The organism is Acinetobacter sp. CIP 64.2 (assembly GCF_000369645.1).
Lineage (GTDB): Bacteria > Pseudomonadota > Gammaproteobacteria > Pseudomonadales > Moraxellaceae > Acinetobacter.
The window spans coordinates 432,207-457,569 of the sequence record NZ_KB850122.1 but is presented as its reverse complement, the minus strand read 5'-3'; the positions used below and the strand labels follow the sequence as shown (position 1 = coordinate 457,569).

The window sequence follows — 25,363 nt, the reverse complement described above, 5'->3', positions numbered from 1 at the left end:
ATGTCAGAAGTTGAAAGTAAACAACAACTTGGTTCTAAATATTCATTACAAGTTGATTGCACTTCAGCTTTAAATTTTGTTTTACAGCAAAATTCAGTCCCTCTAATCAGACAAATCTTAATCTCATCTATAGACAATATTACCGATTCAAAAGTCATTCTGCGTTCTAATCCAGAATATTTCAAAGCACACACCATTCATATTGCAAATCTGGCGGCTAATCAAGTTTTGGCACTTGATAAGCCAAAATTAGTTTTTGATATCAAGTTATTGCAAGAGTTACCTGAAAATATAAAGGGGCATATCGAAGCCATTTGGGTAAATGAAAAAGGCGAGGTACTAGCAGAACAACAGGTAGAGATTGATCTGTTGACCATTGATACATGGGGTGGGGAACGTCAGCCAATTGAATTGTTGGCCAGTTTTTCGCAACCCAATGCAGCAGCCCTCAGCCCCGTTCTGGTTAAAGCCAGTGAAATTCTAAAAAACAAGCAATCAGGTTCATTAACTGGATATCTGGAGCGAGATCGGGATGCTGTTTTATCTCAGTTGAATGCCCTCTGGGAGTCGCTATTACAGCAACAGATTCATTACATTGTAAGCCCTGCAAGTTTTGTAAAAGCAGGGCAACGCGTCCGTTTGGCAAAACAAGTTTTTGAAGAAAAACTAGCATGCTGTTTAGACTCCACATTGTTGTTAAGTGCCTTGGCGGAACAGATTGGTTTAGATACTCTGGTTATTATTGAAGAGCGACACGCATATCTTGGGGTCTGGTTAAATGAAACGCCCAATGCTGATTTAATCATTGATGATATTCAGCTTTTAAGAAAGCGTTACGATTTAGGTGAGATTGTTTTTATAGAAACGACGCTCATCACACAACAAGCAAAATTTATTTCGGCACTTGAAACAGCGAAACAATACATTAAGGATGAATCCCGCCAAAATGAATTCTATCTTGCAATTGATGTGCGGCAGTCTCGATTACGTGGTATTAAACCAATTGCTGCTTATTTGGAGAAGAGAAATCATCTAGATGAAACTGAGATAGAATGGGCATCTGCATCTATTCCTGTTTACGATATTGAACGTCCCATTGAAAATAAAACTACGCGAGTTGACCGTTGGCTACGTCGTTTATTGGATTTAAGTCTTCGCAATAAGCTCTTAAACTTTAAAGATAATCGTTACAGCATTCCCTTACAGTGCTCTGAACTTACCTTAAGCAAACTGGAAGATGCGTTGGCGAATCAGGAAGGCTTTTTATTTAAGAGCACTGAAAGTATTTCGCTTAAAGATGTTCAACGCGACAATGAAAGCCAGCATATCGACCAATATGTCGATGAAAGCCTGTCTAGAAAATTATTATTTAGTCCACTTGAAACACCTTTATTGGAAAAGCGGTTGATTGAAGTCTATCGTGCTTCACGGACTGCTTTGGAAGAAGGTGGTGCGAATACATTATTTCTTGCAATTGGCTTTTTAGAATGGAAAGAGTCAGAACGTTCGAAACGTACCTTTAAAGCACCGCTTCTACTAATCCCGGTACAAATCACCCGTGAGACAGCTAAAACCGGTTATCGGTTGTTTATATATGATGATGAGCCGCGTTTTAACTCCACATTATTACAATTATTAAGACAGGATTTTGAGTTGGACATTGCGGGTTTAAATCCGTTACCAACTGATGAGTCTGGTGTGGATGTCAATCAGATATTACATATTGTTCGTAAGGCGATTGTCAATATTGCAGGCTGGGAAGTAAAAGCAGAGGCTGCTATTGGCCAGTTCTCATTCTCAAAATATTTAATGTGGCTTGATTTATCTTCAAGAATGGATCAGCTAAAAAATCAGGCTGTAGTTAACCATCTGATTGAATCTCCACGCGAACCGTTTATTAAACAAGCTGAGTTTCCACAACCAACTCAGCTAGATGAGAAATATCAACCCCAACAATTATTTACACCCTTATCATCTGATTCTTCGCAGTTAGCCGCAGTCATGTCCGCTGCTTTGGGACGTACTTTTGTATTGTCAGGCCCTCCAGGTACAGGTAAGTCACAGACCATTACCAATATGGTTTCGCAGTGTTTGGCTGATGGTAAATCGGTATTATTCGTTTCTGAAAAAATGGCGGCATTAGAAGTCGTCTATCGTCGCCTGACACAAATCGGCTTAAGCGAATTGTGTTTGCAACTACACTCCTCTAAAGCACAAAAAATGGAGGTGCTGGATCAACTGAGAGAACGGGCTCAGAAAAACAATGATCCTTATTTTTTAACTACTCAACCCCAAAAAACAGAATGGCAGAAACTTTCAGATCAATTAGTCCACACTCGTGATGAACTGAATCAGCATGTAAAAAATCTTCATACAACACATGCAATTGGCTGGAGTCTGTACGCTGCAATGAGTGATGAACTCCGCTATCGGGAAACGCCTCAATTACGTTTTCCTGATCTCAATATTGCCACCCTGACAGCTCAGAAACGCGAGTTACTGAATGAGACTGTGACACAGGCGGTGAGCTTACGTCAGCTAGTAAATGAAAATGCTAAAAATGTCTTAAATGGTTTTGCAGAAGGTCTATCCGAACCAATTTGGAGTTTAGCGTGGCAGGAACAATATCAACGATTACAAGACCAACTGATAGTACAAATACAGAATTTGCAAAAGTCCATTTCTGCTTGGCAAGATGTTTTTGAATTTGATAAAAAGCACAATCTGGGTCAGGTTGAACAAGATGTTTCAATTTTTAAGGCCTTATCTGTTCTTGTCCAGCAAACAGATTTAAAATTATTAGCGCTGATGAAGGACATTGATTTAAGAACTATTACGCATGCACAACAGTTGGCTCAAGATCTTAAACAACAACGTGCCGAGTTGATTGGACAATATCAGCCTCAAATATATCAAGTCGACTTAAATCAAATTGCATTTAAATGGCGCGAAGCGGAAGCAAAAATTTTTCCATTTTCATGGTTTGCGAAGTTCCAGTTGAGAAATCTGGTTAAAACCTACCAAATTTCAGCACAACGCCCGACAACGTCGGCCGTTGCACATGACTTGCCAATTTTACAGAATATTCAGCGCCAACAACATCAATTTACTGAGTGTGAAAATCAGTTAGCAGCTAAACTTGGTGGTTACTGGCAGGGTGAAGACAGTGCATGGCAAAGTTTTGAAAAGATGCATAATCAGTGGCAAGAGATTATGCAGATTATGGCAGCAACCAGCACGAATCAATCAACCTTATTCAAAGCTTTAGCATTTAGTCAGAATCATGATTTGGATGCGCTCATACAAAATATAACGGATGTGAAAACTTCATTCAGTCAATTGCTCAATGATCATGCACTGCAAAAAGATGGTCTAATCACTGAATATCAAAATATTAATTTTGAAGAGATTCTTGAAAGACAACAGCAATTACAGCATCACGTTTCAGCTTGGAGACATTGGTTAAATTGGCAAGCAATGAAAGAGCAATTGGTTAAAAATGGTTTAAAACCATTGGCCTTTGAGCTGCTACAGGCTCCATTCGCGTTGGATGAGGCATTAAAGCGCCTAAATATCAATATAGCGAGACACTGGATTACCCATCAATTTAGCCAGCATCCGGAACTCAATCAGTTCAACAGTCAACAACATGAGCAAAAGGTAAAATCTTTTGCTCAGCAAGATAAACAGCATCAGCTTGCTGCAAGTCAGGAAATTATCCATCGATGGAATCATATTTTTACTGAGCAGAATCAATATAAAGCGCAATGGACAGTATTAAACAAAGAATTAGGCAAAAAACGCCGTCATATTCCTGTTCGCGAATTGATGCGTCAAATTCCAGATGTCTTGGTCGGTTTAAAGCCATGTTTATTAATGAGCCCTTTATCTGTTGCTCAATATCTGGATACAGAGGCAAAATTTGATGTGGTGATTTTTGATGAAGCCTCCCAGATTCCAGTATGGGATGCGATTGGTGCATTGGCCAGAGGTAAGCAGTCGATTGTGGTGGGAGATAATAAGCAAATGCCACCAACAAGTTTCTTTGGTAAAGGTGATTCTGAAGAAGAGGTTGATGAAGAAGTTACTGAAGACTTGGAAAGTATTCTGGATGAATGTCTTGCTGCCCAACTGCCTGAGCTGGCTTTAAACTGGCATTATCGTAGCCGTTATGAAAGCCTGATTCAATTCAGTAATCAAAAGTATTACAAAGGGGGGTTATTTACTTTCCCTGCGCCAGTTGCCAAGGATACCGCTGTAAAATTACATATGGTTGAGGGTGTTTACGATAAAGGTGATACAAGAACCAACAGCAATGAAGCAAAAGCGATTGTAGAGTTCATTATTCAGCATTTACAGTCACAGTTAGGACAAGAGAATCCTTTGACCTTGGGGGTTGTAACTTTCAATATGACTCAACAGAAACTGATCGAGGACTTGCTGGATAATGAACTGGCACATCAGCCTGAACTAGAAAGTTTAAGTAAAGCAGGTATTGAACCCTTATTCGTGAAAAACTTGGAAAATGTACAAGGCGATGAGCGAGATATTATTGTTTTTTCAATTACATATGCCAAAGATCAGAATGGTCGTTTATCAATGAATTTTGGTGCACTGAATCGGCAAGGTGGACAACGCCGTCTAAACGTTGCGATTACTCGTGCACGGCAAGGTTTACATGTTTTTTCTGCCCTAAGCCCAGAAGAAATTAATTTAGCACGTACCAATAGCGAAGGTGTTCGGGATTTAAAAGACTTTTTGATATTTGCCAGAAGTGGTCAATTACACCTGAATTATGTCGATCAAGCGAAAAAGCAAGCTAAAAAAGAACTTGTACAATATTTACAAACCATGTTGGAAAAACGCGGTTGGAATGTCGATATAGAGATCGGTCAAGGTGATAGCTGTGTAGACTTAGCGATAAAAGATGATCTAAATTCGGGTTGTTATATTGCGGGTATTCTTGTCGATGGTGAAAACTATGCCAAAGCAGCGACTGCAAGAGATCGAGATCAGCTCAGACCAATGGTATTAAATGGATTAGGTTGGCAAGTTTTATCCGTTTGGACTGTAGATTGGTGGTTAGACCCAGAACAAAATATGGAAAATCTGAATAAATTATTGCTGGAGTTAAAAGCATCACAATCAGTTGCCTAACGATAACCCCCTGTCTTTATGTCACAAAAAGACAGGGGGTAGAACAGCAATAACAATATGCAAGCTCATGAATGCATTTTTAAATCAAGGTATGAGATCTTCATAAGAAAAATCCCCGTATTATCAGATAGGATTTTTCTATCCATCCTATTTACTTGGAGTTTGCTCGATAACTTCGTCAAGCACATAGCGAATGCTTGATCCATCTGCAGGTGGATTCGGAATATCAAATTCTTTTACTTTGATGAAAACCTGCTCATTATTGTTGTGATTAAATCCTTCAATTTCAGTGTAGAAGTTTTCCCAATCTTGACTCAAATAGGTTTTTTTCCCATCTTTATATTCGACTTTTTTTACTTGCAAGCAATCAAGTTGAGCCGCCCCAGCATCACATTTTACGGTTTTAGGGGAAATTTCAAGATATGAGATTCTATTTGGAGTTTGGGCGACAACGGTTTTGTCTTCAGTTGCAGCCTGAGTTTCTGTAGACTTGTTTGCTTCTTTAGAACATGCAACTAATGCTAAAGCCAGTACTGTAATATATAAAAATTTTTTCATTTTAATCTGCAATTTTAATGTTGAAGACTTGATCATATAAGACTTAAATAAATGATGAAGTAATATATTGTTAAAAAAATAAGTGTTTTCATGGGCACCCATATTCGGAAATGTCCTGGAAAAATCTGATTGAGCTGGATCTATCCAATATTAAAACAGTGGTTGGTATTGAAGGTTTAGCTGGTGGCTTAAACCCATCCTGTCATGGTATGTCGATATGACAGGTGAGAATCCAATTTTAATTGCAATGGGGTGCCGTGGTTGGAGGTATATTTTATACGGGAGAAACTTTTATTGGGGCTGTATATGATGCATATACTGATAATACTGGAGCAGCAGGAATAGTTAATAATTTTTCAAACTCATTCTCGATTAAAAAATTAGGACAACAAATGGTTGTAGGCGCTGTTTTTGGTGGTATTGGTAAAGCTGCATTTCTAGCAGCAGATGTACATGTTGTTAGTAAAGCGGTACCTACAGCGATTCCACAAGGTTCATCTGTTATAAAGCAGTGGGGGCTAAAAGGTTTAAATGCTGTCAATAATATGGTGCAAAGTACTAAAGTTAATAAGCTCAGAGAGCTAACTAGGCCTGCTGATATGGTTTTAATGGGTAATATGCTCGTAGGTAAAAAACTACAAATTTAATATTAAATGATACTAACGAGCGGAATTCATCATCTAGATACGGTGGTGGAGAAGCTAATCGAGTACGATTACCTCAAGGTTCTGATTATTTGGGCTTTAAAGGATATCAAGATAATGGATACCGTGCTGGATATGTCGATATGTATATTAATGGTGTGTATAGCGGGACAGGCGTAACAATCTATTTTAATTCTGGTGGTACTCTTCAGCTAGGTTGTACATATATGTGTCGTTTGCCTATTTAAAGAGGAAATCATGTCTATTTTAAATTTTGGTATTTTTTTGCAACTTTGTTAATAATCGGATATTTTTTGCATAAGACAAAATGGAAGTTAAGGTATTTAACACCATTCTGTTTTTCTTTTAGCTTTTTACTGTCTTTATTTGTTTTTTCAATTCTTTTTCCTGAAGATTGGAACAATATGAGTTTTTTTACAATAAACGGGCCTAATCAATTAGCAATATATGCTTTATTTATGTCTTTGATTTTTAGCTTGTTAACTACCTTTTCTTTGATTGTGGCTGTATGGGCTATTAGAAATGATGTTTTTTAGTTTTTCATATTTTGAATAAAAAATTTATTATTTAAAGACCATGATAATAAAATAGTTATAATTTAATAACTCAAAAATAAATCCTAAAAGTAAAACCATCGATGGCTTTGCTTTTAGGATATCTAAATATTAAGGAACAATAACAAAATCAGGGTTTGCTATTGCAAAAATTGCTTCACGGTCTGCAACTGGTGGATAAATCCATACGGTATTAATTTCTTGTTTAATTTTTTTCGCTTCTTCACGCACAAACTGAACTTGTCGATCCCAACCCTCAGTATATAGTGCACCCCATGGACCTAAATCAACACAAGTCACATACTTCGGCTGGCTATATGGATGTAATGGTAAATCTACCAGCTCTGCAGCTGCATTATAACCTGCGACACGGCCTAAACTCATAGCATGCTGGCAAGACATGACGTTAAAATTACCTAAATCATCAGTTGGAACTTTTACCGTATCGCCTGTCACAAAAATATTTTTTGCTTCAGGTGCATGTAAATAAGCATCACCTAGAATACGCCCCAAATTATCTTTTTCACCTACAATTTGAGCAGTAAGCGAATTAGCTCGCATACCTGCTGTCCAAATGACAGTTTTGGTCTCAATTCTCTCACCATTAGAAAGGGTGACACCAGTAGCATCAAGTGCAGTAACCCGTAACCCAGCTTTAGCTTCAACACCGAGTTCGGTGAGCGCTTCACGAATCACAGCTGCTGCTTCCTCACCAATTGCCGCACCAATTTCTGCTGATGAATCAACCAAAACTACACGAATATCAGTTTCAGCTAAAATGCTACGCAGGCGTTCAGGCATTTCAGTGACTGTTTCAAGACCCGTGAGTCCACCACCTGCAACAACCACAGTATTACGAGCCACACTTACAGGTTTATTAGCCAAGCTTTTAAGATGTTGATCTAATTTTTCTGCATCATTTAATGTACTTACACTAAATCCAAAGTCTTTAAGACCAGGTATTGGTGGCATATAGCCAGTACTGCCTGTTGCCAAAATAAAACGGTCATAACTTAAACTTTGTTGATCACCCTGAGTTGTTGTAATCATAATATTTTGGGCCGTTGCATCAACTTCATTCACCCAACCTGCGACATACTTAACGTCAACAACATTTAATATATCTAAAATGTCAGGGTACATATTTTCAAGTACAGCTTCATAAAGACGGGGACGAATATCAACATTCGGACTAGGGGAAATCATCAGAACTTCAATATTTTGTTCTTGTGCCGCTAAGTGAATTGCGCGTTGTGCGGCAAGTGCAGCCCATAGACCAGCAAAGCCAGAACCGGCAATAATAATACGCTTACTCATTTAATGATCCTTTTGGTCGATTGATTCGGACACACAAATTTCTACTCATCATAAAATTTAGGATGAGCGAATCCTTTCTCTGACTGTCCAAAAAATCTGAGAAGGAGTTAAAAAGTTAGGGGAGGTTATTATTTGAGGGCACGAAGCCCTATAGCTAATTAGTCGGGAGTATCCCGTGAGATTTTACTTTTCCGCATTTTTGCTGTTCTTCCTTCGATGCGTTCATTGATCCAGCCATTTACATCACTAAAAAATACATCAGGGGCATAACGACCAAAACGGTCTGCAATATCTCCCAATGTATGTGCACCTAACGCATCTCGCATGGCTTTCTCGGCCTGCAACATAACCGCATGTACAGCACACACGCCATGTGTTGCCCAATCTGGGGGAGTATTATTAAAGACCGCACATTTGCCACGAACTTCCTGGCATTCAAAAAGTGGTTTTTCGCCTTCGATTGCATTCACAATATCAAGAAAACTGATTTCATGAGCAGGGCGAGCCAGTAAATACCCACCACGAACACCTTCTTGTGCCAAAACAAGCTTTGCCTTTTCAAGTTTAGGAAAAATCTTGGCCATAAAGCTTGGCGAAACGCCTTGCAATTCAGCCAGATCCTTACTACTCAATGGTTTATCTTCATTATTTACAAGAAAAAGAAGACAGTGAATCGCATACTCGACGCTACTAGTGATATAAGCCATTTAATTTCATAATTGATCAATTACAAACACAGACTAATAGAGTCTGTGTTTTAAGTCAGCAATAAAACTAAGACAACATTAGTCCTAGTTTCATTGAGAGATTATGCAAGTTCAAAAGAATAGCGCTATATCACTGAATCTAAATACCTTTAAACGAAGATTGGGGGCCGTAAATAATTTAAAAATTATCGGATAAAATTACGAACGCCACCAATGGTTTTCGACATTTGGCTCGTTTAAGTTCAATACTTCACCCATTTGAGGTGTACTAATCGCCAAGTTATTTTGATGAGCCAAAGCCACGATCCGTTCAAACGGATCGTCCCAAGCGTGAAGCGCCAAGTCAAAAGTCCCATTATGGACAGGTAACAAATGACGTCCTTTTAAATCGAGATGTGCTTGTAAAGTTTGTTCAGGTTGCATGTGAACATCTGGCCATTCTGGATCATAGGCACCAGTTTCTAACATGGTGAGATCGAAGGGACCGTAACGATGTCCAATCTCTTTAAATCCATCGAAATAACCAGTATCACCACTAAAAAATACCCGTAGATCATTATCAATAATTACCCATGATGCCCAAAGCGTTGCGTTGCTATCGCCCATACCGCGGCCTGAAAAATGATGGGCAGGGGTGGCAATCAGCTCAAGACCATCCACATGAGTTGTGTCCCACCAATCAAGTTGCTGAACCTTTTCTGCTGGCACACCCCATTTAATCAGTGTGTCACCAACACCAAGCGGTGTTAAGAAGTGTTCAACTTTGTCTTTGAGTTGGAGTACTGCATGGTAGTCGAGATGGTCATAGTGATTATGCGACAAGATCACGCCTTTAATGGGTGGTAAGTCCGCAATGCTAATCGGTGGTTGGTGAAACCGTTTTGGGCCAATCCACTGAAAAGGCGAAGCACGCTCAGAGAAAACAGGATCGGTTAACCAAAATTCATTACGCAATTTTAATAAAATGGTCGAATGACCAAGACGAAATAGAGAGCGGTCAGGGGCACTCATGAGTTGCTCTTTAGATAAACTTAAAACAGGAATTTCTCGGTTTGGCACCGTATTTTTGGGTTTGTTAAACAAAAATTTCCACATTAAGCCGAGCGTTTTTCCAAAAGAATGTGTCTGCTGATTCGGTCGCGTATTTCTAAATTTACCGTTATGCTGCTGTGATGACATGAAGGGAGAAGGCAGGTCAGTTGTGTTTGAAATCGTCATTTTGTTTTCCTTGAGTGGAACAACCTATATCTGTAAATAAGAACTCGAGATAAGTGCTTATTTTGATTCATTTAAATGAGTATTTAATCACTCATTAATTGATTTAAAATAAGAATACTGCGCATCCTTACTTTGATTTTTATCTACATGGAAACTGCATGCCAAAATGCTTCAAAACCTGACTTACGATAAAGATCAGCCTGGGATGCATCTTGGGCAATAAAATTGAGTGTAACTTCAGCAAGTGCACCCAAGATTGAACCGATAAACAGGGGAGGATAATTTCTTAATTTACCGTCATCGATATGTTCTTGAATGGTCTTGGTAAAATCACAAAAAGTTTGCATACCGATTTGCTTACTCTGCTCTGTAATTTGTTCTGAAGTCGATAGCTGTGCCATGACTTTACGTTTAAGCGGGGTAGCTAAACTCCAGTCCAAATAGCTTTGCCAGATGTAAAGCATTTGGCTTTGTAGGTCTGAGTGGGTAGGGTAATTGAGCATGATGACCTGACGCAGTTCGGCTTTTAGCGAAAGGTATAATTGGTTAAGTAACTCTTCTTTATTACTAAAATAAGTAAATAAAGTACCTTCTGCCACACCAGCGACTTTAGCAATTTTTGAGGTAGACGCACGTTCTCCCAATTCTGCCAATGTTTCAATCGCAGCATTTAAAATTGCATTACGTTTATCTTCACTACGAGGACGAGCCATATACAAACTAATTAATTGAGTGATTACTCAATCATACATATTAAAATATAAAGTGCAAGATATGTTTTTTAAAAGGGAGAAAAATATGGCTATAGATGATGGGATATGATTTAAATTCACCACATCGACTTGCACCAGCCCTGCTCACATACCGCTCGAAAGCAATCTGATTTCTAAGTAACGTATATACATTATTTGTAATACTCGGTACATGAATTACGATCGCTAAGATTCGCCTCGCTGAACTGTAACTACAAATCGTGTGATAAGCTAAAGGCTCAAAACAGATAAATTTTATTCAAACCACTAAAAGATATATGTTGAGGCAGTTCTGAAAAAAATTTATTCATTGTTTTAAGTGACAAATGTATAAGCCTTTAAAAGTTATAATTTATACCGAGACGACTGTTGAGAAATGCATTTTTATCATTTTTTTCTTTTTGCAGACCAAAAAAATTACTAATAGAGAGACCTTTATATTTATCTGAAAAATTATATATAAAATAAGGCATTACTTCATACATATCATTGTTATTTTGATATGCCTTGTCAATATTTGCATAGGTCAAACGCAGACCGATATTCAGGTTATCTATAGATCTGGTTGATGTATCAATCATATAAAATGTTCCGGATCCGATGTCCTGTATACTGGTAAAAAAGGGTTGAGCGAAGTATGGGTCTGATGTAGTTTGATGGGAATATGGGGTGACTAAGCGTCCTTTTTGCCATGCATCGCTGTTGGTTTGAATGTGGTTAATCCCACTATTTATGGTAATTTTATTTGGGAAGTTCAGTTTCAACTTAATCCCAATAGATTTACTGTCAATATTACCTAAATAAGCATCCCCGGTTTCAGTTCCTTGAATATATTGAACACCAAATTCTGGCTGGAAGGGTTGGTCTGGCAAAGTGTAGTTTGCTTGTGTATAAAAAATATTTGTAATGTTCTTATAATTTTGGAACCATGCTTGAAGCAACAGATTGTTGTTATCTATTTTAATCGTTTTGCCAATACCAATTGATGACGTTAAATCAGAGTTAAGTGTGTAACTTTTGCCGTCAATAGTTTTAAGGTATGGGTTATCATTTAGTCGTGAATTAGAGGTAAATTCATCTCCCATATAGCTTTTATATTTTTTAAAGGTATTTAGATGAATAAAGTAGGATTGATTGTCATAGACAAAATCTGCAGCTTGATAAAGCCAAGGCTGAGTTCTAAATGAAGAATAATCACCAAGGAATGGAACATTCAGACGTTGGTTACCCAGCGTCATTTTCGTATTTTTATTTTGCCACTGTATATAAGCTTCACCGAGTCCAATATTGTCATTATTAAATCCACCAATCGCATGTGCACCTTTTAAAATATGTTGTTGTCCCTGTAAGCCAATCGCTGCCGAGATATGATTATATTCAGACGTTTTATACGTCACAAATCCACCTATAGATGTTGTATCCTGACTTTGCCCATTAAAAAAAGCATTATTAAATGAAAATGATCGTAGCCTTGCACTACCAGTAAGGGTGCCACAGCGCAACATATCAGTAATGTTGTCGACAGTTACTTTGTCTTTGCATTCTGATTGAAGATAGACAGCAGCATGGCCACTAGATATGCAGATCAACGATAAATTTAAGATCGCAAATCTTTTAAAATTTAACATAAAAAAATACTTCCTTAATACAGGCTGAATATAAAAAACAATGAGCAATAAACGATCTATCTTTCATTTACTCAATGCTTTGATAATGAGTAGTGCACTTGAACTCAGTGCAAATATCTGCACAAATAGCCGCATATACTTTTGATTAATACGGTTATGAATAAACTGACTTAAAAGAGAGCCTAAGATTAATGCAGGTAAAAACCATAAAGTGCTGTATATCAGTTCAGGAAAGAGATGCCCTGATATAGCCAAAAAAATTAATGAAATAATCTCGCCAAAAAGAAAAGATATAGCAATGGTGGCACGCATTTCGGCAACAGGACGATACTGATAGGTCAATGCGAGCGGAGGCCCACCAATACCAGTAGTGGTTTCAGTAATCCCGGTAATCAAACCTGCACTGATATATGCTTTTTTATTGGGATTAAACGGTGGAATAAACCATGTCACTACGGCTGCGAAAATCGTGGATAAACCAATAAAAATCGATAGACTTTTCATTGAAAGTACACTGAGAATGGCAATCCCACCAAAAGTTCCCATAAAACGGCCAATACCAATCCAGACTGCACCGGTTTTATCGAGGACACTCCATTCACGCCATGCAACATAGGCATTTAAGGGCAGCATTAGCAGAAGTACAGTAACTGGTAAACTGACTGGATTAAGCAAGCTAATGACAGGGACAACAATCAACGCGAATCCCATGCCACAAGTAGCTTGGATAAATGCGCCCAGCAATACCGCTAGACTAATGACAGTTATGACTTCAAAATTCATCAGATACGTACACTCTGTTGCTGTGAAGTTTGACCATGTAATTGTCGATGTTGTTCAGCAGATGGATGAACCTTTTGAATTAGAGAAGCAGCGATAGCTTTCTGAGTTAGTACAGTCATTTGGCGCATTAATGCTTTTGCATCCCAGTCAACTGGCCAACCTTGCCAGAGGCGCATTTGACCACCGACAAAAACTGCTTGGATCTGATCACGTTGACACAGACGTACCATGTCCCAAGTGATATCTTGTGAAGTACAAAATTCAGGGGTATCTAGATCGATTAGCAGAAAATCAGCTTGTTTGCCTATACTTATTGAGCCCGTCAATTGTGATAATCCAACTGCATCAGCACCAGCCGTTGTGGCATGATCAAGCCACATCCAACCACCACCGGTTGAACAATCTCCTGTAGGTATGCCAAATATTAGTTTTTGTGTGGCTTCAGCTGCATCGAGCAAACGAAATCCATCGGGTCGGGTTGCATCAGTTCCTAAGGCAAATCGGATATTCAATTCATGCATAAGCTGTGCTGATGCTACAGCATTGCCTTTCCATTGGCTTGCGACTGGGTTATAGCTGACAGCAGTATTGGTACGTTGGAGCATCAACAATTCTGATGGGGTAAGCATTGTGGCATGAGCAATCAAAGTTTGTGGTCCTAGTGCACCTACATTTGCCAAATGCTCTAATGGGCGCATGCCTTGCTGAATAATCGAGCGTTCAACTGATGCCAAATGTTCATTTACATGTACTTGAAAAATAATATTATTATCAGCACATAATTTTGAAACTTCATAAAGCATCTCATCAGAGGCGACTTCAGGAATCGAGATAGCCAGTGAAGGATGGATGGTCTTATGTTGCTGATAAGTTTCTATATAATTTTGTGCATTTCTCAAAATATTTTGACGTTTTGCTGACGTACTAAGCTCTCTACCGTCATTACAAATCAGACTAAGGACACAGCGCAATCCAGTTTCTTCAAGTGCGCCTGCCATTAAATGCATACTACTTTCACTGCGTGTACCAGCATCACAAACGGTCGTAAATCCACCTCTTAACGACTCAAGGGCAGCCAATTTTGTACATAGATAAACAAAATTTTCATCAAGATTAGATTCTAATGGAACCCAAATTCTTTTAAAAATTTCAGAGGGTTCTCCGTAGGCCAAGGATTTGGCAAATGACTGCGTTAGATGATGATGACCATCGATCATTCCAGGCATAATCAGCTGTTCAGGTAATTTGACTGGAGCAATGTCAGGATACCTTTCAGTCAACTCGATATGTGTACCAATATCCTGAAATACACCATTTTCAATTAAAATAGCTTGACCCTGAGCTAAACCTTCTTTTAGTAAAATATAGCTCGGCAAAAGGAGCAAACGTTCAGTTTGTAGTTGATGTACTGAAAATTTGGCAGTATTCATTGGAGCTATCCTTATTTTGATTCTTGATAAGTATTGGTATGTGAATGCGTGTTAAAAACAATATTTAAGATGATGGCCGTTAATGCCCCCATTGCTAGGCCATTATTTAAAATAGGTTGTAAGGCATGAGGGAAATTTGCGTATAGACCATTGACCAGAATGGGGAGTAGTCCCATAGTCAAAGCACAGGCAAGAACATACATATTGCCTTTCTCATGTAGGTCGACGCGACGTAAAATATCGATACCGATAGTACCAATGATAGAAAAAACAATAATAGCTGTACCGCTGACGACAGCAACAGGAATCGCATTTGCCAGATGTGCAAGCGGCGTGAAAACTGAAATAATGAGTAAAATGATGCCAGCGACAATCGTCACACACCGCGAACGAATCTGTGTGGCGCGTACAATTCCAATATTTTCACCACTTGTAATAATCATTGATGTACCTAATCCACCACCCAATAGTGAAATCAAGGCATCACCGCGAATAGTAGATGGCACACGTTCGAGAGCTGTATCGTTTTTACCAACTAATTCTGAAATCGTAATGGTCTGGCCTGTTGCTTCAACCATCGAAATTAAACTGAAAATGAGGAGCGGTATAGTCGCAACCAAATCAAACTTCGGTATACCGAAAGGCATGAGTGTTGGAAAACTAAAAATAGCTGCTTGATATGTTGCTGCAAAATGCATTTGCCCCAAACAAGCAGATAAAATTGTGCCGCAGATTAAACCTAGTAAAATAGAAAGTTGAGATAGTGTGCCTTTCAATACACGTGCAAAAAATAAACTAGCTGCGATAGTAGCAAAAGCAAGTCCAATATTTAACGTGCTCGCAAAATTGGCAGTGTCTGGTTTACCAACCACTAAGCCGCCATAAATTTTGATTAGATTAATAGACACGAGAATCAATAACGTACCTATCACAATGTTTGGGAAAAATCTCAAAAAACGTTTAAAAATGGGTAAAACAAGAAAGTAAAATAGTGAAGTGAGAATCACAGCACCAGATGCTGTCGCAAGATCTTTTTCTTGCGCTATTCCCAAAAACATTACAATTGGAGCGCCTCCCGGAATCATCACAAAGGGCAGTCGTGCACCAAATTTGTACGGTCCAATTGACTGTAGTAACGTCCCCAAACCACATACAAGAAAAGTTGCACTCATTAAGTTCACAGTAAGTTGGTCGGACAAACTTAACGCCTTAGCGACCAAAAATACGGAGGTAATGGGAACTGCTACAATGACTAAGGCATGCTGAATGCCAAAAAGCAGATATTTAAACCATTGTGATTTATCTTGTTCTAATGTTCCGTTCTTTACTACTGTGCTCATATCATGCCCTCTGAATTTAAACATCACCCAAATCGATTTGGGTGATGTTTAAAAGCAATTAATGTGCCAAAAAATAAAATTACTAAAAATATTAAGACTTCACGATCAATGAAAATCAAGTATTTGTTTTATATTAAATTTATAAAAACTGTAGGAGAAAAAACCTGATTTTATTATTTTTATCTTAAAAAGAGACTAGGGGATATTGTTAATAAATTGCCTTAAATTTAATTTTTAAGATGATATTTGCACACTTGATGCGCGTTTTATGATTTCTGGTTCTTGCATTGTTCGTACAGGCACTATTTCTACACTATCACTTAATTGTATCACCAATAAATCAATCGCTATTTTAGCTACATCATCAAGATGCAGATTAACAGCCGTGAGTGGAGGGGTAGATGTTAATGCTCGAATTCCATTATATCGTGTTACTACTTTCATTTGCTTGGGTACAGATATTTTCTGTTCAGCTAAATATTGCATCACACCAGTAGCAAAAGTATCGATCATTACCAAGATAGCATCTGTTTTTGGATGTTTTTTGATAATCTCTGCTGTCGCAGATTTACCCCCCATTTCACCTAGACGCTCTTCAATTTGGTATACAACTTCAGTCATGGCATGCTGTTGACAGTATTGACGGTATATCTGTTCAGTTTGTAGAGATACATTCCGTTTAGATTGACCCGTAATTAATGCAATTTGTTGAGCACCTTCTTCAACTAGATGTTCGAGCAGTTTTGCGGCTGTTTGTTCAGACTGTAAATCGACATAAGGAATTTCTGTATTATCCTGACTCGGTGTACCAATACACACTAATGGAATTTTATACTGCATTAATTTTTTAACTATCGGATCATTGAGGCATGGCTCAAGTAAAATAACGCCATCAACGTTCATTCGATTAACATCAAAATTATTATGATCCATGAAAGGAACCAATAAAACATACAAATCATGTTCTAAAGCATAACTTGCTGCGACATTGGCCACTTCCATCATAAAACCCAACTTAGATGCGCCACCAGAAATAGCACTTGGAATAGTGGAAATCAATGCAATTGTGCGCGTACCACCATTTCGTAACGCTGTTGCAAATCTGTTTGGACGATATCCCAATTGTTCAGCAATATCCTGAATTTTTTTCCGTGTTTCAGAATTCACTTCGCCTTTACCGTTCAGGGCATGAGACACCGTTGTGCGTGAAACTTTTGCAGCAAGTGCTACATCACTAATAGTTATGTTTTTTTTATTGTTGTCACGTTGCATGTTTAGAACCAGTGATATATGAAAGTTTTAGTAAAAAGAAGATGATTTTGAGTATAACCGAAAATATAGCATTTATATTTAAGCTACAGGCTTAGTTGCATAAAATTATTTTTCTCCTGCCAAAAAAGTCTTAAGAATAGGCTAAATTTGTTTACGAGAGTGGTGGCAGTCCACCACTAATTAAAATGCTGAGGCTAGGGCTTTTATGACTACGATTTCTGTTTGGCTTTTTGGCGTAAGACATACAAATATAAGTTTTCTACTTTTTCACGTGCCCATGGTGTGGTACGTAAAAATCGCAATGATGACTTAACACTTGGATCTATACAAAAACATCTAATTTCAATTTTACGACTCAAGCCTTCAAAGCCATCGTAGTAATTCAATAATTCATCCAAAATGTCAGCAAGTTTTTTGCCGTGCAGAGGGTCATTGGAGGTGCTCATAATAGATCAACCATGTTTTGGGAGACCATTATTATAACCTGAGCTAGTTCGTAAATGAGAGAGTTGGAATTTAAGCGTAATTAATATAGAAAAGTATAGCTTATTTCCTAATGATGTATGCTGAAATGGCAGGATCAATCACTTGGGAGAATCGAGATAGCCAACTGGTAAAAATCTTCTGCCATTTGATTTAGTGTCTTAAATAAAATCTAGATCTTTCTTTTACGGAATGAGAACTCTAAGTCAGCAACGTTAATTATGATCGTAGAGATTCATGTTACTGAGCTGTGGTAACAAACAGTATTGTGTAGGCCACAGTCTTAGATATTCTATTTAACATAATAGGATATTATGCGATTTCAGTGACTTACAGCTTTACATTGCATATGTATAGTATTTTTCTTTTCTGGTTTCCTGATTCTTTTTTAAAGAACTTTCTTCCGTCTTCGCTCATCATGTATTCATAACACTGGTTTAGTGCTTTCTCTTTTTCTTCTGGCTTTATATTTTTGAATTCTTTAGATATATTTGCCAAAACTCGCTCGTAGTCCTTTGTTAATATAATTTCAAATTTTATGTATTTTTCTTGATCTGCAAGGGCGTAGGTGCTTGTTATTGCTAACAATACACCTGTGATTAATCCTTTCATTATTCGTCTTTTCCTAAGACATCTTGTCTATACTTCATCACTTCGTCTGCCTTTAGGTCTTTAAGATGGTATTTGATAAGTGCATGAATTACATCACTTTCAGCCATTAGACTTTTCTTAGCTACCACGAATTTCATTAGTGTTTCTTTTACGCTTTCAACTTCATCAGTTCTGATTTTGTAGACTTTGCTCATGCAGGGAATATCCGTTTACTAGTTACTAGGTTAATTTTAACCTTATTTATTGGTTGACAAGTTACCTATAAACTTTGTTTAATTGTTTAAACCAAGTTACTAGGTAACTTTTATGCAAAATGTGCTTTTTATAGACCGACAAGAATTCATACAGGCTGCTTTTAATGAGGTGGCAAAAATCGTTTCTGAACATGGAAATGCTTGTTTGGAGGCATGTGTTCCTGCAATTCCTACAGAACGCTGTTTAGAGCAATTGGCTCTTGTTGCTGCTGATTGGTCGTATGACTACACAAAAATCGATGCTTATTTAGATACTTATAAAAAATCAAACGCTGAAATATTGGAATATTTAGGGGGTGAGTGCTAATGGAACATATACAGAAGCTGGTTGATTCTCTGGAACAACGTATCTCTAAATTTGAGAATAAAAAGCCGATTTCACAGAAAGCACTTCAATCAGATTTGAACAAGATGCGTATCTTCATCAAATCATACTTCGAGTTAAACCTCGTTACCCAAGATCAACAAAAATCATGGTTGGATAGAGTGGAAGCTACTCAAATTCGCTATGAAGAAAAGCCTGTTCAAAAAAACAATCAAAAACAAAGAAAACACAAAGGAAAGCCTCACAAATTCAGATCGAGCAACCCCCATTTATAATATGCGGTTAAAGGTAGGTGAGTAACTTGGATCTAGACAATGCTGGTTAAGATGAAGGTGTCCTGATTTTGCATAATATTTGTTATGTTACATAAAGGACGTTTGACTAGGTTTGATTAACTAGGTTCTCTAGCTTAATTAAATTTAGTCAAACGCGGCACGATCAACCAGTAGTGTGTAGCGTGCCGTTCTTTGGAATCTTTTATTTAACATAATATACATTATACGAAAGGCTGTGTTTCAAGCCTTTGATATCTAAGTATTTAATGTAGACCTTGTGTCTTGGCAAACTCAGAACAATCTTTCTGAAGAACTGCCAAAGCAACTAGAACTGCTATAACCAACAAAAGATTGATAGCTTTCATTTTTATGCTAACGTCTTATTCGGTACTGGTAGCTTCACATCAACGACGACATATTTAATTGCTCGACCCGAAGTAACCATGTCAAACGTAATGTCAGCTTCGATTGGAAAGTCAGCCTGTTTTAAACTGACGTAACAAAGCAATGTTTGATGAATCCTGCCAGTTGAAAGTCTCACATGCATTACCAATGGTATTGCCTTGCGATAGATCCAACGGAATCTGACAATAAAGCGCAACATGATCATAGTGACGACCTGAATTGTCATCAGGTTTAAAATCGACAGCCTTAGCACCTAAGATTTTTACTTTTGATGTATGCATTACATTCTCCGAGCAGTTATAAGCACATGATCGAGTCGCTTGGGAAATGCAAGCGGATCAGAGCAACAAATTAAATTGATGAGTTCTTCAGGTTCAAATACGTCCTTGAAGACATTGATATATTTCCCGTACTGATGCTTCATGTTCTCGATAGCATTCTGGAAATTGATTTGAGCCGTTTTCGTAATGGTTTCAATACGTTCAGGCTGGATATGTTCTGCTAGATCACAGAAACACGGATAAGCAGCAATAAAATATTCACTTGGAGCTAGAAGCATGTCGAATGGTAAGACACGATCAATAGACTTGAACTCGACTTCAGCACGTTGCCAGTTGTCGTCAGGATCACCCTCAGCACGACCTTTTTCGTATATTCTCAGATACTTTCCTGAATCACGACTACCAATACACAGTGTACGGCCTTTACCGTTCGGTCTACGCCAATTGCCTTTATGCTCGATATTTGGTGCACGGTTGCCAAGCTGAAAGCCACCTAGCCCATCCTGCATATTTCCCCAATCAACACTGACATGCTTGCCCTGAAAGTCATCGTGTGCAATATCTACACGAGTTAATTTCGCACGTTTAGCTTGAGTAACTAAGAAGTTATAAAGTCTTAATTCCCAACCACTTTTAGCGAAATTACAACCACGACCGTTAATCATGATCAGGATAGTATTGCGCTGGCCACCAATACATACAAAGCCGAAATCTTCACCGAGAACATAACTTTGATTGTAGAAATTGAGACCAGTACCACGACAATAAGTAGTTGAAAATCCAAATATATCTTCAAGAATCGGATCAAGAATATCCATTGCAGCCGTGCAACGATGTGATTCAAGGATGAATTCATCTTCTTGCCACAAGTGATCACCAAGAGTCTCTAAACCCATAGTCATGTTGACCCAGTCAATGACAGCAATTTCATTATCAGCAGGCATTCTGTATTCGATGTGTTTAACACCATCGTTCGTCATAACCATGTGAGTATGAGGAATGGTATATAGCGGATTGTGTTGGTACGGGAGATCAGCGTCTTGTGGACGTGTATCGAATTTCTTTACCCCCATCTTATTAATGGGGGTTCCAACTGCTTCCTTTTTCATTCCCCCCGATAAGACAGTGGGTATTGGTTGTTTTTTATACTTATCCATTAGCAAATCCCCATAGCTCTAAAATTATCGTTTTCGGCTTTGATTGCGTCACAGTACGCAGCGACTTTAGGGTTCTTAAAGCCCCATTGGATCATTGTCGATTCGATGTAAAAAAGAACAAACTCAGTCTCGAAAGCTGGATTGCCCCCTACTATCAATTCGACCCCACGATCATGAATGATCTTGGCTACCATCTCGAAAGCGTGTTCTTTTTCCATTTTTATACATGTATACAAATCACATTAAGCGAAATATAGAACAAATACACATGTATATGCAACACATGTATACATATTTATTTGTATATTTATAGCCGTGTATAGAACTAGGGAATTTTAGAGATGTCCAAAACCGTGAGATTGACTGATGCTGAACAAGAAGCGATCAGAAAAAAAGCCGTTGCAATCAACAAGAAACTTATGGAAAAGAACAAACAGCCAATGAAAGACAGCGAAATTGTTCATGCAGTGCTAGATTTAGCACTCGAGAAAATAAACATTGGAAGCTCTGGAGCTTTAATACTTGAGGATTGATTAAAGAACAATCAATAAGACCTCTAGAGAATAGCGAAACTCCCCTATTCTCCCCAATAAATAAACCGACTTTATAGTCGGTTTTTTATTCAATTTCGCATAATGCAGATTGATGTTAAATTACGTGAATTTGCAAGTATATTATTTTTGCAAATTCACTATGTAACATAATCTGTCAGTTACATTATACGAAAGGCTGTTGTTATTCACCAATTAAAATGTCTATGCGATAAACCATTTAAAATGTCCTGTTTTTAACCACAAGAGTCAAGCACAGGATTTAAATTTCTTTGTTCAATAACAGCTTTCTGAGCTTTACGACTCGGCATACTTTTCTTGGCCCGGGAACGTTTATTCTGTTTTTCCAATTCTTCATGTTGCTGTTGAATATGTGCCAGGACTGAACCTAACCGTTTATTCTCAACCACTTCATTCTGCTGTAGTCCAGCTAGTTTATTGAAGACGCTATAGTTGATCTTCCGTCCTTCATGCATGATTGCCACAGTACCATCCGGGTACTCCAGAAATGAAATGTATTGCCCAACAAGCTTATGATTCAGCTCTGTCGGTTCAAGCAGATAAATACACTTGTCATACGTGATGGTTAGATTCTTGGTGACCTTACGCGGTTCCTGCCAGGTAAAAATATCATCCAGTTCAAGATCAGATTCGGTTAATGGCCGATGCAGGTTCTTTGAGTTTCGCGCACATTTGGCGAACTTCTGATTGAACTGCTCAATAAAGCAGGGTAACCATATATTGGCCTCTGCAATCGAACCAATACCTTCCAGGCGCATCTCCTTGATCAGACGGTCTTGAAGAGTTCTATTCGCGCGTTCTACGCGACCTTTGGCTTGGGGTGAGTTGGCAAAGATAATATCGATGTTCAAATTATTCAGAATCCGGCGAAATTGCGTAATCTGGCTGTCTTGCCTGGATTTCTGATTAACTCTGAATACCGAATGCTTGTCGCTATAAAAGGCTAGAGGTTTGCCGTATTGTTCAATGTAGGCTCGGGTTGAAAGCATGTAGTCAAAGGTCGTTTCAGCCTCACAAAAGTGCAGATGCAACAGCTTTCCAGTGGCATCATCGATATACACCAATAAACAGCACTTAGCAGCGCGTCCTTCAAACCAGTCATGATATGAGCCATCAATTTGGATCAGTTCACCGAAGCAATCACGGTTATAGCGTGGCTGGTATGGGCGTTTTAGACGTTTGGATCGCGGAATCCAAAGGTCATTTGCAGTCATCCAGCGCCGAACCGTTTCTACCGGGATATTCAGGTCAAACATGCTGCTGAGCTTCTCATGCGCCAAGGTAGGTCCAAAGCCCAGCAGATGTTCAGAAATAATGGAAAGACATTGCGATTTTAATAAATCGTCATGGCGATGATGACCCGGTTGACCACGACTGGCATGCGTCATGCCTGAAACACCATCTTGATTGAGCTTCTGCAATAACCGGGTAATTTGACGGGTGGAAAGATTCAGGATTTCAGCAGCACGGACTTGGGTAATACGATGATCTCGAACGTCTTGCAGAACTGCAAGACGTTGAATTTCTTTGTCAGACATAGTGATCAGCATCTATATTTTATATCCAGTCCATGGTGATAAAAACCATCATAAACCAGACATTTTTATTGGTGAGAATATAGACACTTTAAATGGGTTCTAACAGCTGTATTTCAAGCCTTTGTTTTATATAACTTTTCCAGTTTATGAATCTGCACTTGAAGATCGTTCTGCAATGCACGCAATGAAGATTTATCAATGAATGATTCGTGATGATTTGCTAGCAAGTACTGAACATGTACAAGAGCCTTGTTAAAGCCCTGAACAATGTCTTCAAGCTGTTCTTGTTTCGGATAAACCTTAACTACACGTTCAGTCATGGCGAGATCCTTAAACTGTTGGCTTTGTTGGTGGCGTTGGCAGCTTCACATCACAGACAACGTATTTAACGCCTTTACCACTGGTAACCATGTCAAACGTAATTTCCGCTTCAATTGGAAAGTCAGCTTGTTTAAAGTGGCGTAACAATGCGATGTTTGACGAATCTTGCCAGTTAAACGTCTCACAACCATTACCAATAGAATTACCTTGAGATAAATCCATGGGAATCTGACAATAAAGTGCTACGTGATCGTAATGACGACCGCTACCATCCGTTGGTTTAAAATCAACAGCTTTAGCACCTAAGATTTTTACTTTTGATGTATGCATTACATTCTCCGAGCAGTTATAAGCACGTGATCGAGTCGCTTGGGAAATGCAAGCGGATCAGAGCAACAAATTAAATTGATGAGTTCTTCAGGTTCGAATACGTCCTTAAAGACGTTGATGTATTTCCCGTATTGATGCTTCATATTCTCAATAGCGTTTTGGAAATTGATTTGAGCCGTTTTAGTAATGGTTTCAATACGTTCAGGCTGTATATGTTCTGCTAGATCACGGAAACAAGGATAAGCAGCGATAAAATATTCTGATGGTGCAAGAAGCATTGCGAATGGCAAGACACGGTCAATTGCTTTAAATTCAACTTCTGCACGTTGCCAATTGTCTTCAGGATCACCCTCTGCACGACCTTTTTCGTATATTCTCAGGTACTTTCCTGAATCACGACTACCTATACAAAGCGTACGTCCCTTGCCGTTCGGTCTGCGCCAATTGCCTTTATGTTCGATATTTGGGGCACGATTGCCAAGTTGAAAGCCCCCAAGACCATCTTGCATATTGCCCCAATCAACACTGATGTGCTTGCCTTGGAAATCATCATGTGCAATGTCTACACGGGTTAATTTAGGACGCTTGGCTTGAGTAACTAAGAAATGATAAAGCCTTAATTCCCAACCACTTTTAGCAAAGTTGCAGCCACGGCCGTTGATCATGATCAAGATCGTATTACGCTGCCCACCGATACAAACGAAACCAAAATCTTCACCTAAAACATAGCTTTGGCTATAGAAGTTAAGACCGCCTGATCTGCGATATTCAGTTTTAAAGCCAAAGATATGCTCTAAATGTTCGTCAAGCTCGGTGACTGCTGATAGATAACGTTGTTCATCCAGCACAATTTCATCGTCAGTTTCATACTTTGAAGTTACGAAACCAGATGCGTGAGTAATTGAACCTAGAGTCTCAATACCACAAGTGAAGTTGACCCAATCAATGACAGCAATTTCATTGTCGGCAGGCATTCTGTATTCAACATGCTTAACACCTTCGTTTGTCATTAGCATGTGGGTATGTGGAATTGTGTACAACGGATTATGTTGATACGGGAGATCGGCAGATTGTGGACGAGTATCGAATTTCTTTACCCCCATCTTATTAATGGGGGTTCCAACTGCTTCATTTTTCATTCCCCCCTGTGAGACAGTGGGTATTGGTTGTTTTTTGTACTTGTCCATTAGCAAATCCCCATAGCTCTAAAATTATCGTTTTCGGCTTTTATAGCGTCACAGTAAGCAGCGACCTTTGGATTTTTATAGCCCCAAGCCATCATTGTTGATTCAAGGTAAAAAAGGACAAATTCAGTTTCAAATGCAGGATTACCGCCGACAATGAGTTCAACCCCCCTGTCGTGAACGATCTTTGCCACCGTCTCAAAAGCTTGTTCTCTTTCCATGTAACAACATCACACGTAACAATT

At 38.6% G+C, this 25,363-nt stretch carries 25 protein-coding genes and 1 pseudogene; 5 read left to right on the top strand and 21 right to left on the bottom strand.

What is annotated here, in order from left to right; genetic code table 11:
• Positions 1-5,157: a DUF4011 domain-containing protein gene (locus F895_RS08945; RefSeq protein ID WP_005241576.1), complete on the top strand. Its 5,157-nt coding sequence runs from the start codon at positions 1-3 to the stop codon at positions 5,155-5,157.
• A 147-nt stretch (positions 5,158-5,304) separates the two neighbouring features.
• Here F895_RS08945 and F895_RS0118940 read toward each other — a convergent pair whose 3' ends face one another.
• Positions 5,305-5,817 carry a DUF4377 domain-containing protein gene (locus F895_RS0118940; protein WP_005241575.1) on the bottom strand — a complete coding sequence of 171 codons (513 nt, stop codon included), beginning with the start codon at positions 5,815-5,817 and terminating at the stop codon, positions 5,305-5,307.
• A gap of 155 nt (positions 5,818-5,972) precedes the next feature.
• Here F895_RS0118940 and F895_RS20165 point away from each other — a divergent pair, with 155 nt between their 5' ends.
• A complete protein-coding gene (locus F895_RS20165) occupies positions 5,973-6,362 on the top strand; it encodes a hypothetical protein (RefSeq protein ID WP_193787490.1) in 390 nt (129 codons plus the stop codon).
• Between the two features lie 683 nt (positions 6,363-7,045).
• On the opposite strand, the gene F895_RS08950 is transcribed toward F895_RS20165, so the two are convergent.
• The 12 genes from F895_RS08950 to F895_RS09005 form a co-directional block, all read right to left on the bottom strand.
• Entirely contained in the window at positions 7,046-8,251 is a 1,206-nt protein-coding gene (locus F895_RS08950; protein WP_005241570.1) for an NAD(P)/FAD-dependent oxidoreductase, read from the bottom strand.
• Between the two features lie 158 nt (positions 8,252-8,409).
• Positions 8,410-8,958, bottom strand: a complete 549-nt coding sequence (locus F895_RS08955) for an RrF2 family transcriptional regulator (RefSeq protein ID WP_005241568.1) — start codon at positions 8,956-8,958, stop codon at positions 8,410-8,412.
• Between the two features lie 198 nt (positions 8,959-9,156).
• Positions 9,157-10,176 (bottom strand): MBL fold metallo-hydrolase, encoded by a 1,020-nt coding sequence (locus F895_RS08960; RefSeq protein WP_005241566.1) that lies wholly within the window; start codon positions 10,174-10,176, stop codon positions 9,157-9,159.
• Between the two features lie 143 nt (positions 10,177-10,319).
• Positions 10,320-10,889 carry a TetR/AcrR family transcriptional regulator gene (locus F895_RS08965; protein WP_005241564.1) on the bottom strand — a complete coding sequence of 190 codons (570 nt, stop codon included), beginning with the start codon at positions 10,887-10,889 and terminating at the stop codon, positions 10,320-10,322.
• 377 nt (positions 10,890-11,266) lie between these two features.
• Positions 11,267-12,556 carry a hypothetical protein gene (locus F895_RS08970; RefSeq protein WP_005241562.1) on the bottom strand — a complete coding sequence of 430 codons (1,290 nt, stop codon included), beginning with the start codon at positions 12,554-12,556 and terminating at the stop codon, positions 11,267-11,269.
• Positions 12,557-12,619: 63 nt separating this feature from the next.
• Entirely contained in the window at positions 12,620-13,339 is a 720-nt protein-coding gene (locus F895_RS08975) for a sulfite exporter TauE/SafE family protein (protein WP_005241560.1), read from the bottom strand.
• Complete coding sequence (locus F895_RS08980; RefSeq protein WP_005241551.1) at positions 13,339-14,769, bottom strand: amidohydrolase family protein; 1,431 nt, start codon at positions 14,767-14,769, stop codon at positions 13,339-13,341. The genes F895_RS08975 and F895_RS08980 overlap by 1 nt, the downstream gene beginning before the upstream one ends.
• An 11-nt stretch (positions 14,770-14,780) precedes the next feature.
• Positions 14,781-16,109 carry a uracil-xanthine permease family protein gene (locus tag F895_RS08985; RefSeq protein WP_005241550.1) on the bottom strand — a complete coding sequence of 443 codons (1,329 nt, stop codon included), beginning with the start codon at positions 16,107-16,109 and terminating at the stop codon, positions 14,781-14,783.
• A gap of 234 nt (positions 16,110-16,343) precedes the next feature.
• On the bottom strand, positions 16,344-17,381 hold the full coding sequence (locus F895_RS08990; RefSeq protein WP_005241549.1) for a LacI family DNA-binding transcriptional regulator: 1,038 nt from the start codon (positions 17,379-17,381) through the stop codon (positions 16,344-16,346).
• Positions 17,382-17,590: 209 nt separating this feature from the next.
• The gene (locus F895_RS08995; protein WP_005241548.1) at positions 17,591-17,827 is read right to left on the bottom strand and encodes a VF530 family protein; all 237 of its coding nucleotides are present in this window, start codon (positions 17,825-17,827) and stop codon (positions 17,591-17,593) included.
• A 367-nt stretch (positions 17,828-18,194) separates the two neighbouring features.
• Entirely contained in the window at positions 18,195-18,476 is a 282-nt protein-coding gene (locus tag F895_RS09000) for a hypothetical protein (protein ID WP_005241547.1), read from the bottom strand.
• Entirely contained in the window at positions 18,476-18,670 is a 195-nt protein-coding gene (locus F895_RS09005) for a hypothetical protein (RefSeq protein ID WP_005241546.1), read from the bottom strand. The genes F895_RS09000 and F895_RS09005 overlap by 1 nt, the downstream gene beginning before the upstream one ends.
• Before the next feature lie 112 nt (positions 18,671-18,782).
• On the opposite strand from F895_RS09005, the gene F895_RS09010 reads away from it, so the two are divergent.
• Together F895_RS09010 and F895_RS09015 are read left to right on the top strand one after the other, a co-directional pair.
• Positions 18,783-19,037 carry a hypothetical protein gene (locus tag F895_RS09010; RefSeq protein WP_005241545.1) on the top strand — a complete coding sequence of 85 codons (255 nt, stop codon included), beginning with the start codon at positions 18,783-18,785 and terminating at the stop codon, positions 19,035-19,037.
• Positions 19,037-19,330 (top strand): hypothetical protein, encoded by a 294-nt coding sequence (locus F895_RS09015; RefSeq protein ID WP_005241534.1) that lies wholly within the window; start codon positions 19,037-19,039, stop codon positions 19,328-19,330. The genes F895_RS09010 and F895_RS09015 overlap by 1 nt, the downstream gene beginning before the upstream one ends.
• Positions 19,331-19,697: 367 nt before the next feature.
• On the opposite strand, the pseudogene F895_RS0118930 reads toward F895_RS09015, so the two are convergent.
• The 3 genes and pseudogenes from F895_RS0118930 to F895_RS20280 form a co-directional block, all read right to left on the bottom strand.
• Positions 19,698-20,016 (bottom strand): annotated as a pseudogene (locus F895_RS0118930) (hypothetical protein).
• The gene (locus tag F895_RS09020; RefSeq protein WP_005241532.1) at positions 20,016-21,173 is read right to left on the bottom strand and encodes a replication initiation factor domain-containing protein; all 1,158 of its coding nucleotides are present in this window, start codon (positions 21,171-21,173) and stop codon (positions 20,016-20,018) included. The pseudogene F895_RS0118930 and the gene F895_RS09020 overlap by 1 nt, the downstream one beginning before the upstream one ends.
• Positions 21,173-21,391, bottom strand: a complete 219-nt coding sequence (locus F895_RS20280) for a hypothetical protein (protein ID WP_005241531.1) — start codon at positions 21,389-21,391, stop codon at positions 21,173-21,175. Before F895_RS20280 ends, F895_RS09020 begins: the two co-directional genes overlap by 1 nt.
• A 123-nt stretch (positions 21,392-21,514) precedes the next feature.
• On the opposite strand from F895_RS20280, the gene F895_RS09030 reads away from it, so the two are divergent.
• Positions 21,515-21,706 carry a hypothetical protein gene (locus F895_RS09030; RefSeq protein WP_005241530.1) on the top strand — a complete coding sequence of 64 codons (192 nt, stop codon included), beginning with the start codon at positions 21,515-21,517 and terminating at the stop codon, positions 21,704-21,706.
• Between the two features lie 254 nt (positions 21,707-21,960).
• On the opposite strand, the gene F895_RS09035 is transcribed toward F895_RS09030, so the two are convergent.
• The 5 genes from F895_RS09035 to F895_RS09055 all read right to left on the bottom strand — a co-directional run bounded on the left by F895_RS09035 (position 21,961) and on the right by F895_RS09055 (position 25,339).
• Positions 21,961-23,295, bottom strand: a complete 1,335-nt coding sequence (locus tag F895_RS09035; RefSeq protein ID WP_005241529.1) for an ISNCY family transposase — start codon at positions 23,293-23,295, stop codon at positions 21,961-21,963.
• Between the two features lie 101 nt (positions 23,296-23,396).
• Entirely contained in the window at positions 23,397-23,603 is a 207-nt protein-coding gene (locus tag F895_RS09040) for a hypothetical protein (RefSeq protein ID WP_005241527.1), read from the bottom strand.
• A gap of 10 nt (positions 23,604-23,613) precedes the next feature.
• On the bottom strand, positions 23,614-23,934 hold the full coding sequence (locus tag F895_RS09045) for a hypothetical protein (RefSeq protein ID WP_005241525.1): 321 nt from the start codon (positions 23,932-23,934) through the stop codon (positions 23,614-23,616).
• Positions 23,934-25,121, bottom strand: a complete 1,188-nt coding sequence (locus F895_RS09050) for a replication initiation factor domain-containing protein (protein ID WP_005241523.1) — start codon at positions 25,119-25,121, stop codon at positions 23,934-23,936. Before F895_RS09050 ends, F895_RS09045 begins: the two co-directional genes overlap by 1 nt.
• A complete protein-coding gene (locus F895_RS09055; RefSeq protein WP_005241522.1) occupies positions 25,121-25,339 on the bottom strand; it encodes a hypothetical protein in 219 nt (72 codons plus the stop codon). Before F895_RS09055 ends, F895_RS09050 begins: the two co-directional genes overlap by 1 nt.
• Positions 25,340-25,363: the final 24 nt, after the last annotated feature.

Bases quoted from the DNA above. Each gene is read 5' to 3' on its own strand.
- F895_RS09040 (WP_005241527.1), bottom strand. From the start codon at position 23,603: ATGACTGAACGTGTAGTTAAGGTTTATCCGAAACAAGAACAGCTTGAA.
- F895_RS08965 (WP_005241564.1), bottom strand. From the start codon at position 10,889: ATGGCTCGTCCTCGTAGTGAAGATAAACGTAATGCAATTTTAAATGCT.
- F895_RS09010 (WP_005241545.1), top strand. From the start codon at position 18,783: ATGCAAAATGTGCTTTTTATAGACCGACAAGAATTCATACAGGCTGCT.
- F895_RS09050 (WP_005241523.1), bottom strand. From the start codon at position 25,121: ATGGACAAGTACAAAAAACAACCAATACCCACTGTCTCACAGGGGGGA.
- F895_RS08990 (WP_005241549.1), bottom strand. From the start codon at position 17,381: ATGCAACGTGACAACAATAAAAAAAACATAACTATTAGTGATGTAGCA.
- F895_RS0118940 (WP_005241575.1), bottom strand. From the start codon at position 5,817: ATGGGTGCCCATGAAAACACTTATTTTTTTAACAATATATTACTTCAT.
- F895_RS08980 (WP_005241551.1), bottom strand. From the start codon at position 14,769: ATGAATACTGCCAAATTTTCAGTACATCAACTACAAACTGAACGTTTG.
- F895_RS08950 (WP_005241570.1), bottom strand. From the start codon at position 8,251: ATGAGTAAGCGTATTATTATTGCCGGTTCTGGCTTTGCTGGTCTATGG.
- F895_RS09005 (WP_005241546.1), bottom strand. From the start codon at position 18,670: ATGAGCAAAGTCTACAAAATCAGAACTGATGAAGTTGAAAGCGTAAAA.
- F895_RS08960 (WP_005241566.1), bottom strand. From the start codon at position 10,176: ATGACGATTTCAAACACAACTGACCTGCCTTCTCCCTTCATGTCATCA.
- F895_RS09045 (WP_005241525.1), bottom strand. From the start codon at position 23,934: ATGCATACATCAAAAGTAAAAATCTTAGGTGCTAAAGCTGTTGATTTT.
- F895_RS08975 (WP_005241560.1), bottom strand. From the start codon at position 13,339: ATGAATTTTGAAGTCATAACTGTCATTAGTCTAGCGGTATTGCTGGGC.
- F895_RS09055 (WP_005241522.1), bottom strand. From the start codon at position 25,339: ATGGAAAGAGAACAAGCTTTTGAGACGGTGGCAAAGATCGTTCACGAC.
- F895_RS20280 (WP_005241531.1), bottom strand. From the start codon at position 21,391: ATGGAAAAAGAACACGCTTTCGAGATGGTAGCCAAGATCATTCATGAT.
- F895_RS09000 (WP_005241547.1), bottom strand. From the start codon at position 18,476: ATGAAAGGATTAATCACAGGTGTATTGTTAGCAATAACAAGCACCTAC.
- F895_RS08970 (WP_005241562.1), bottom strand. From the start codon at position 12,556: ATGTTAAATTTTAAAAGATTTGCGATCTTAAATTTATCGTTGATCTGC.
- F895_RS09020 (WP_005241532.1), bottom strand. From the start codon at position 21,173: ATGGATAAGTATAAAAAACAACCAATACCCACTGTCTTATCGGGGGGA.
- F895_RS08955 (WP_005241568.1), bottom strand. From the start codon at position 8,958: ATGGCTTATATCACTAGTAGCGTCGAGTATGCGATTCACTGTCTTCTT.
- F895_RS08945 (WP_005241576.1), top strand. From the start codon at position 1: ATGTCAGAAGTTGAAAGTAAACAACAACTTGGTTCTAAATATTCATTA.
- F895_RS09015 (WP_005241534.1), top strand. From the start codon at position 19,037: ATGGAACATATACAGAAGCTGGTTGATTCTCTGGAACAACGTATCTCT.
- F895_RS09035 (WP_005241529.1), bottom strand. From the start codon at position 23,295: ATGCTGATCACTATGTCTGACAAAGAAATTCAACGTCTTGCAGTTCTG.
- F895_RS08985 (WP_005241550.1), bottom strand. From the start codon at position 16,109: ATGAGCACAGTAGTAAAGAACGGAACATTAGAACAAGATAAATCACAA.
- F895_RS09030 (WP_005241530.1), top strand. From the start codon at position 21,515: ATGTCCAAAACCGTGAGATTGACTGATGCTGAACAAGAAGCGATCAGA.
- F895_RS08995 (WP_005241548.1), bottom strand. From the start codon at position 17,827: ATGAGCACCTCCAATGACCCTCTGCACGGCAAAAAACTTGCTGACATT.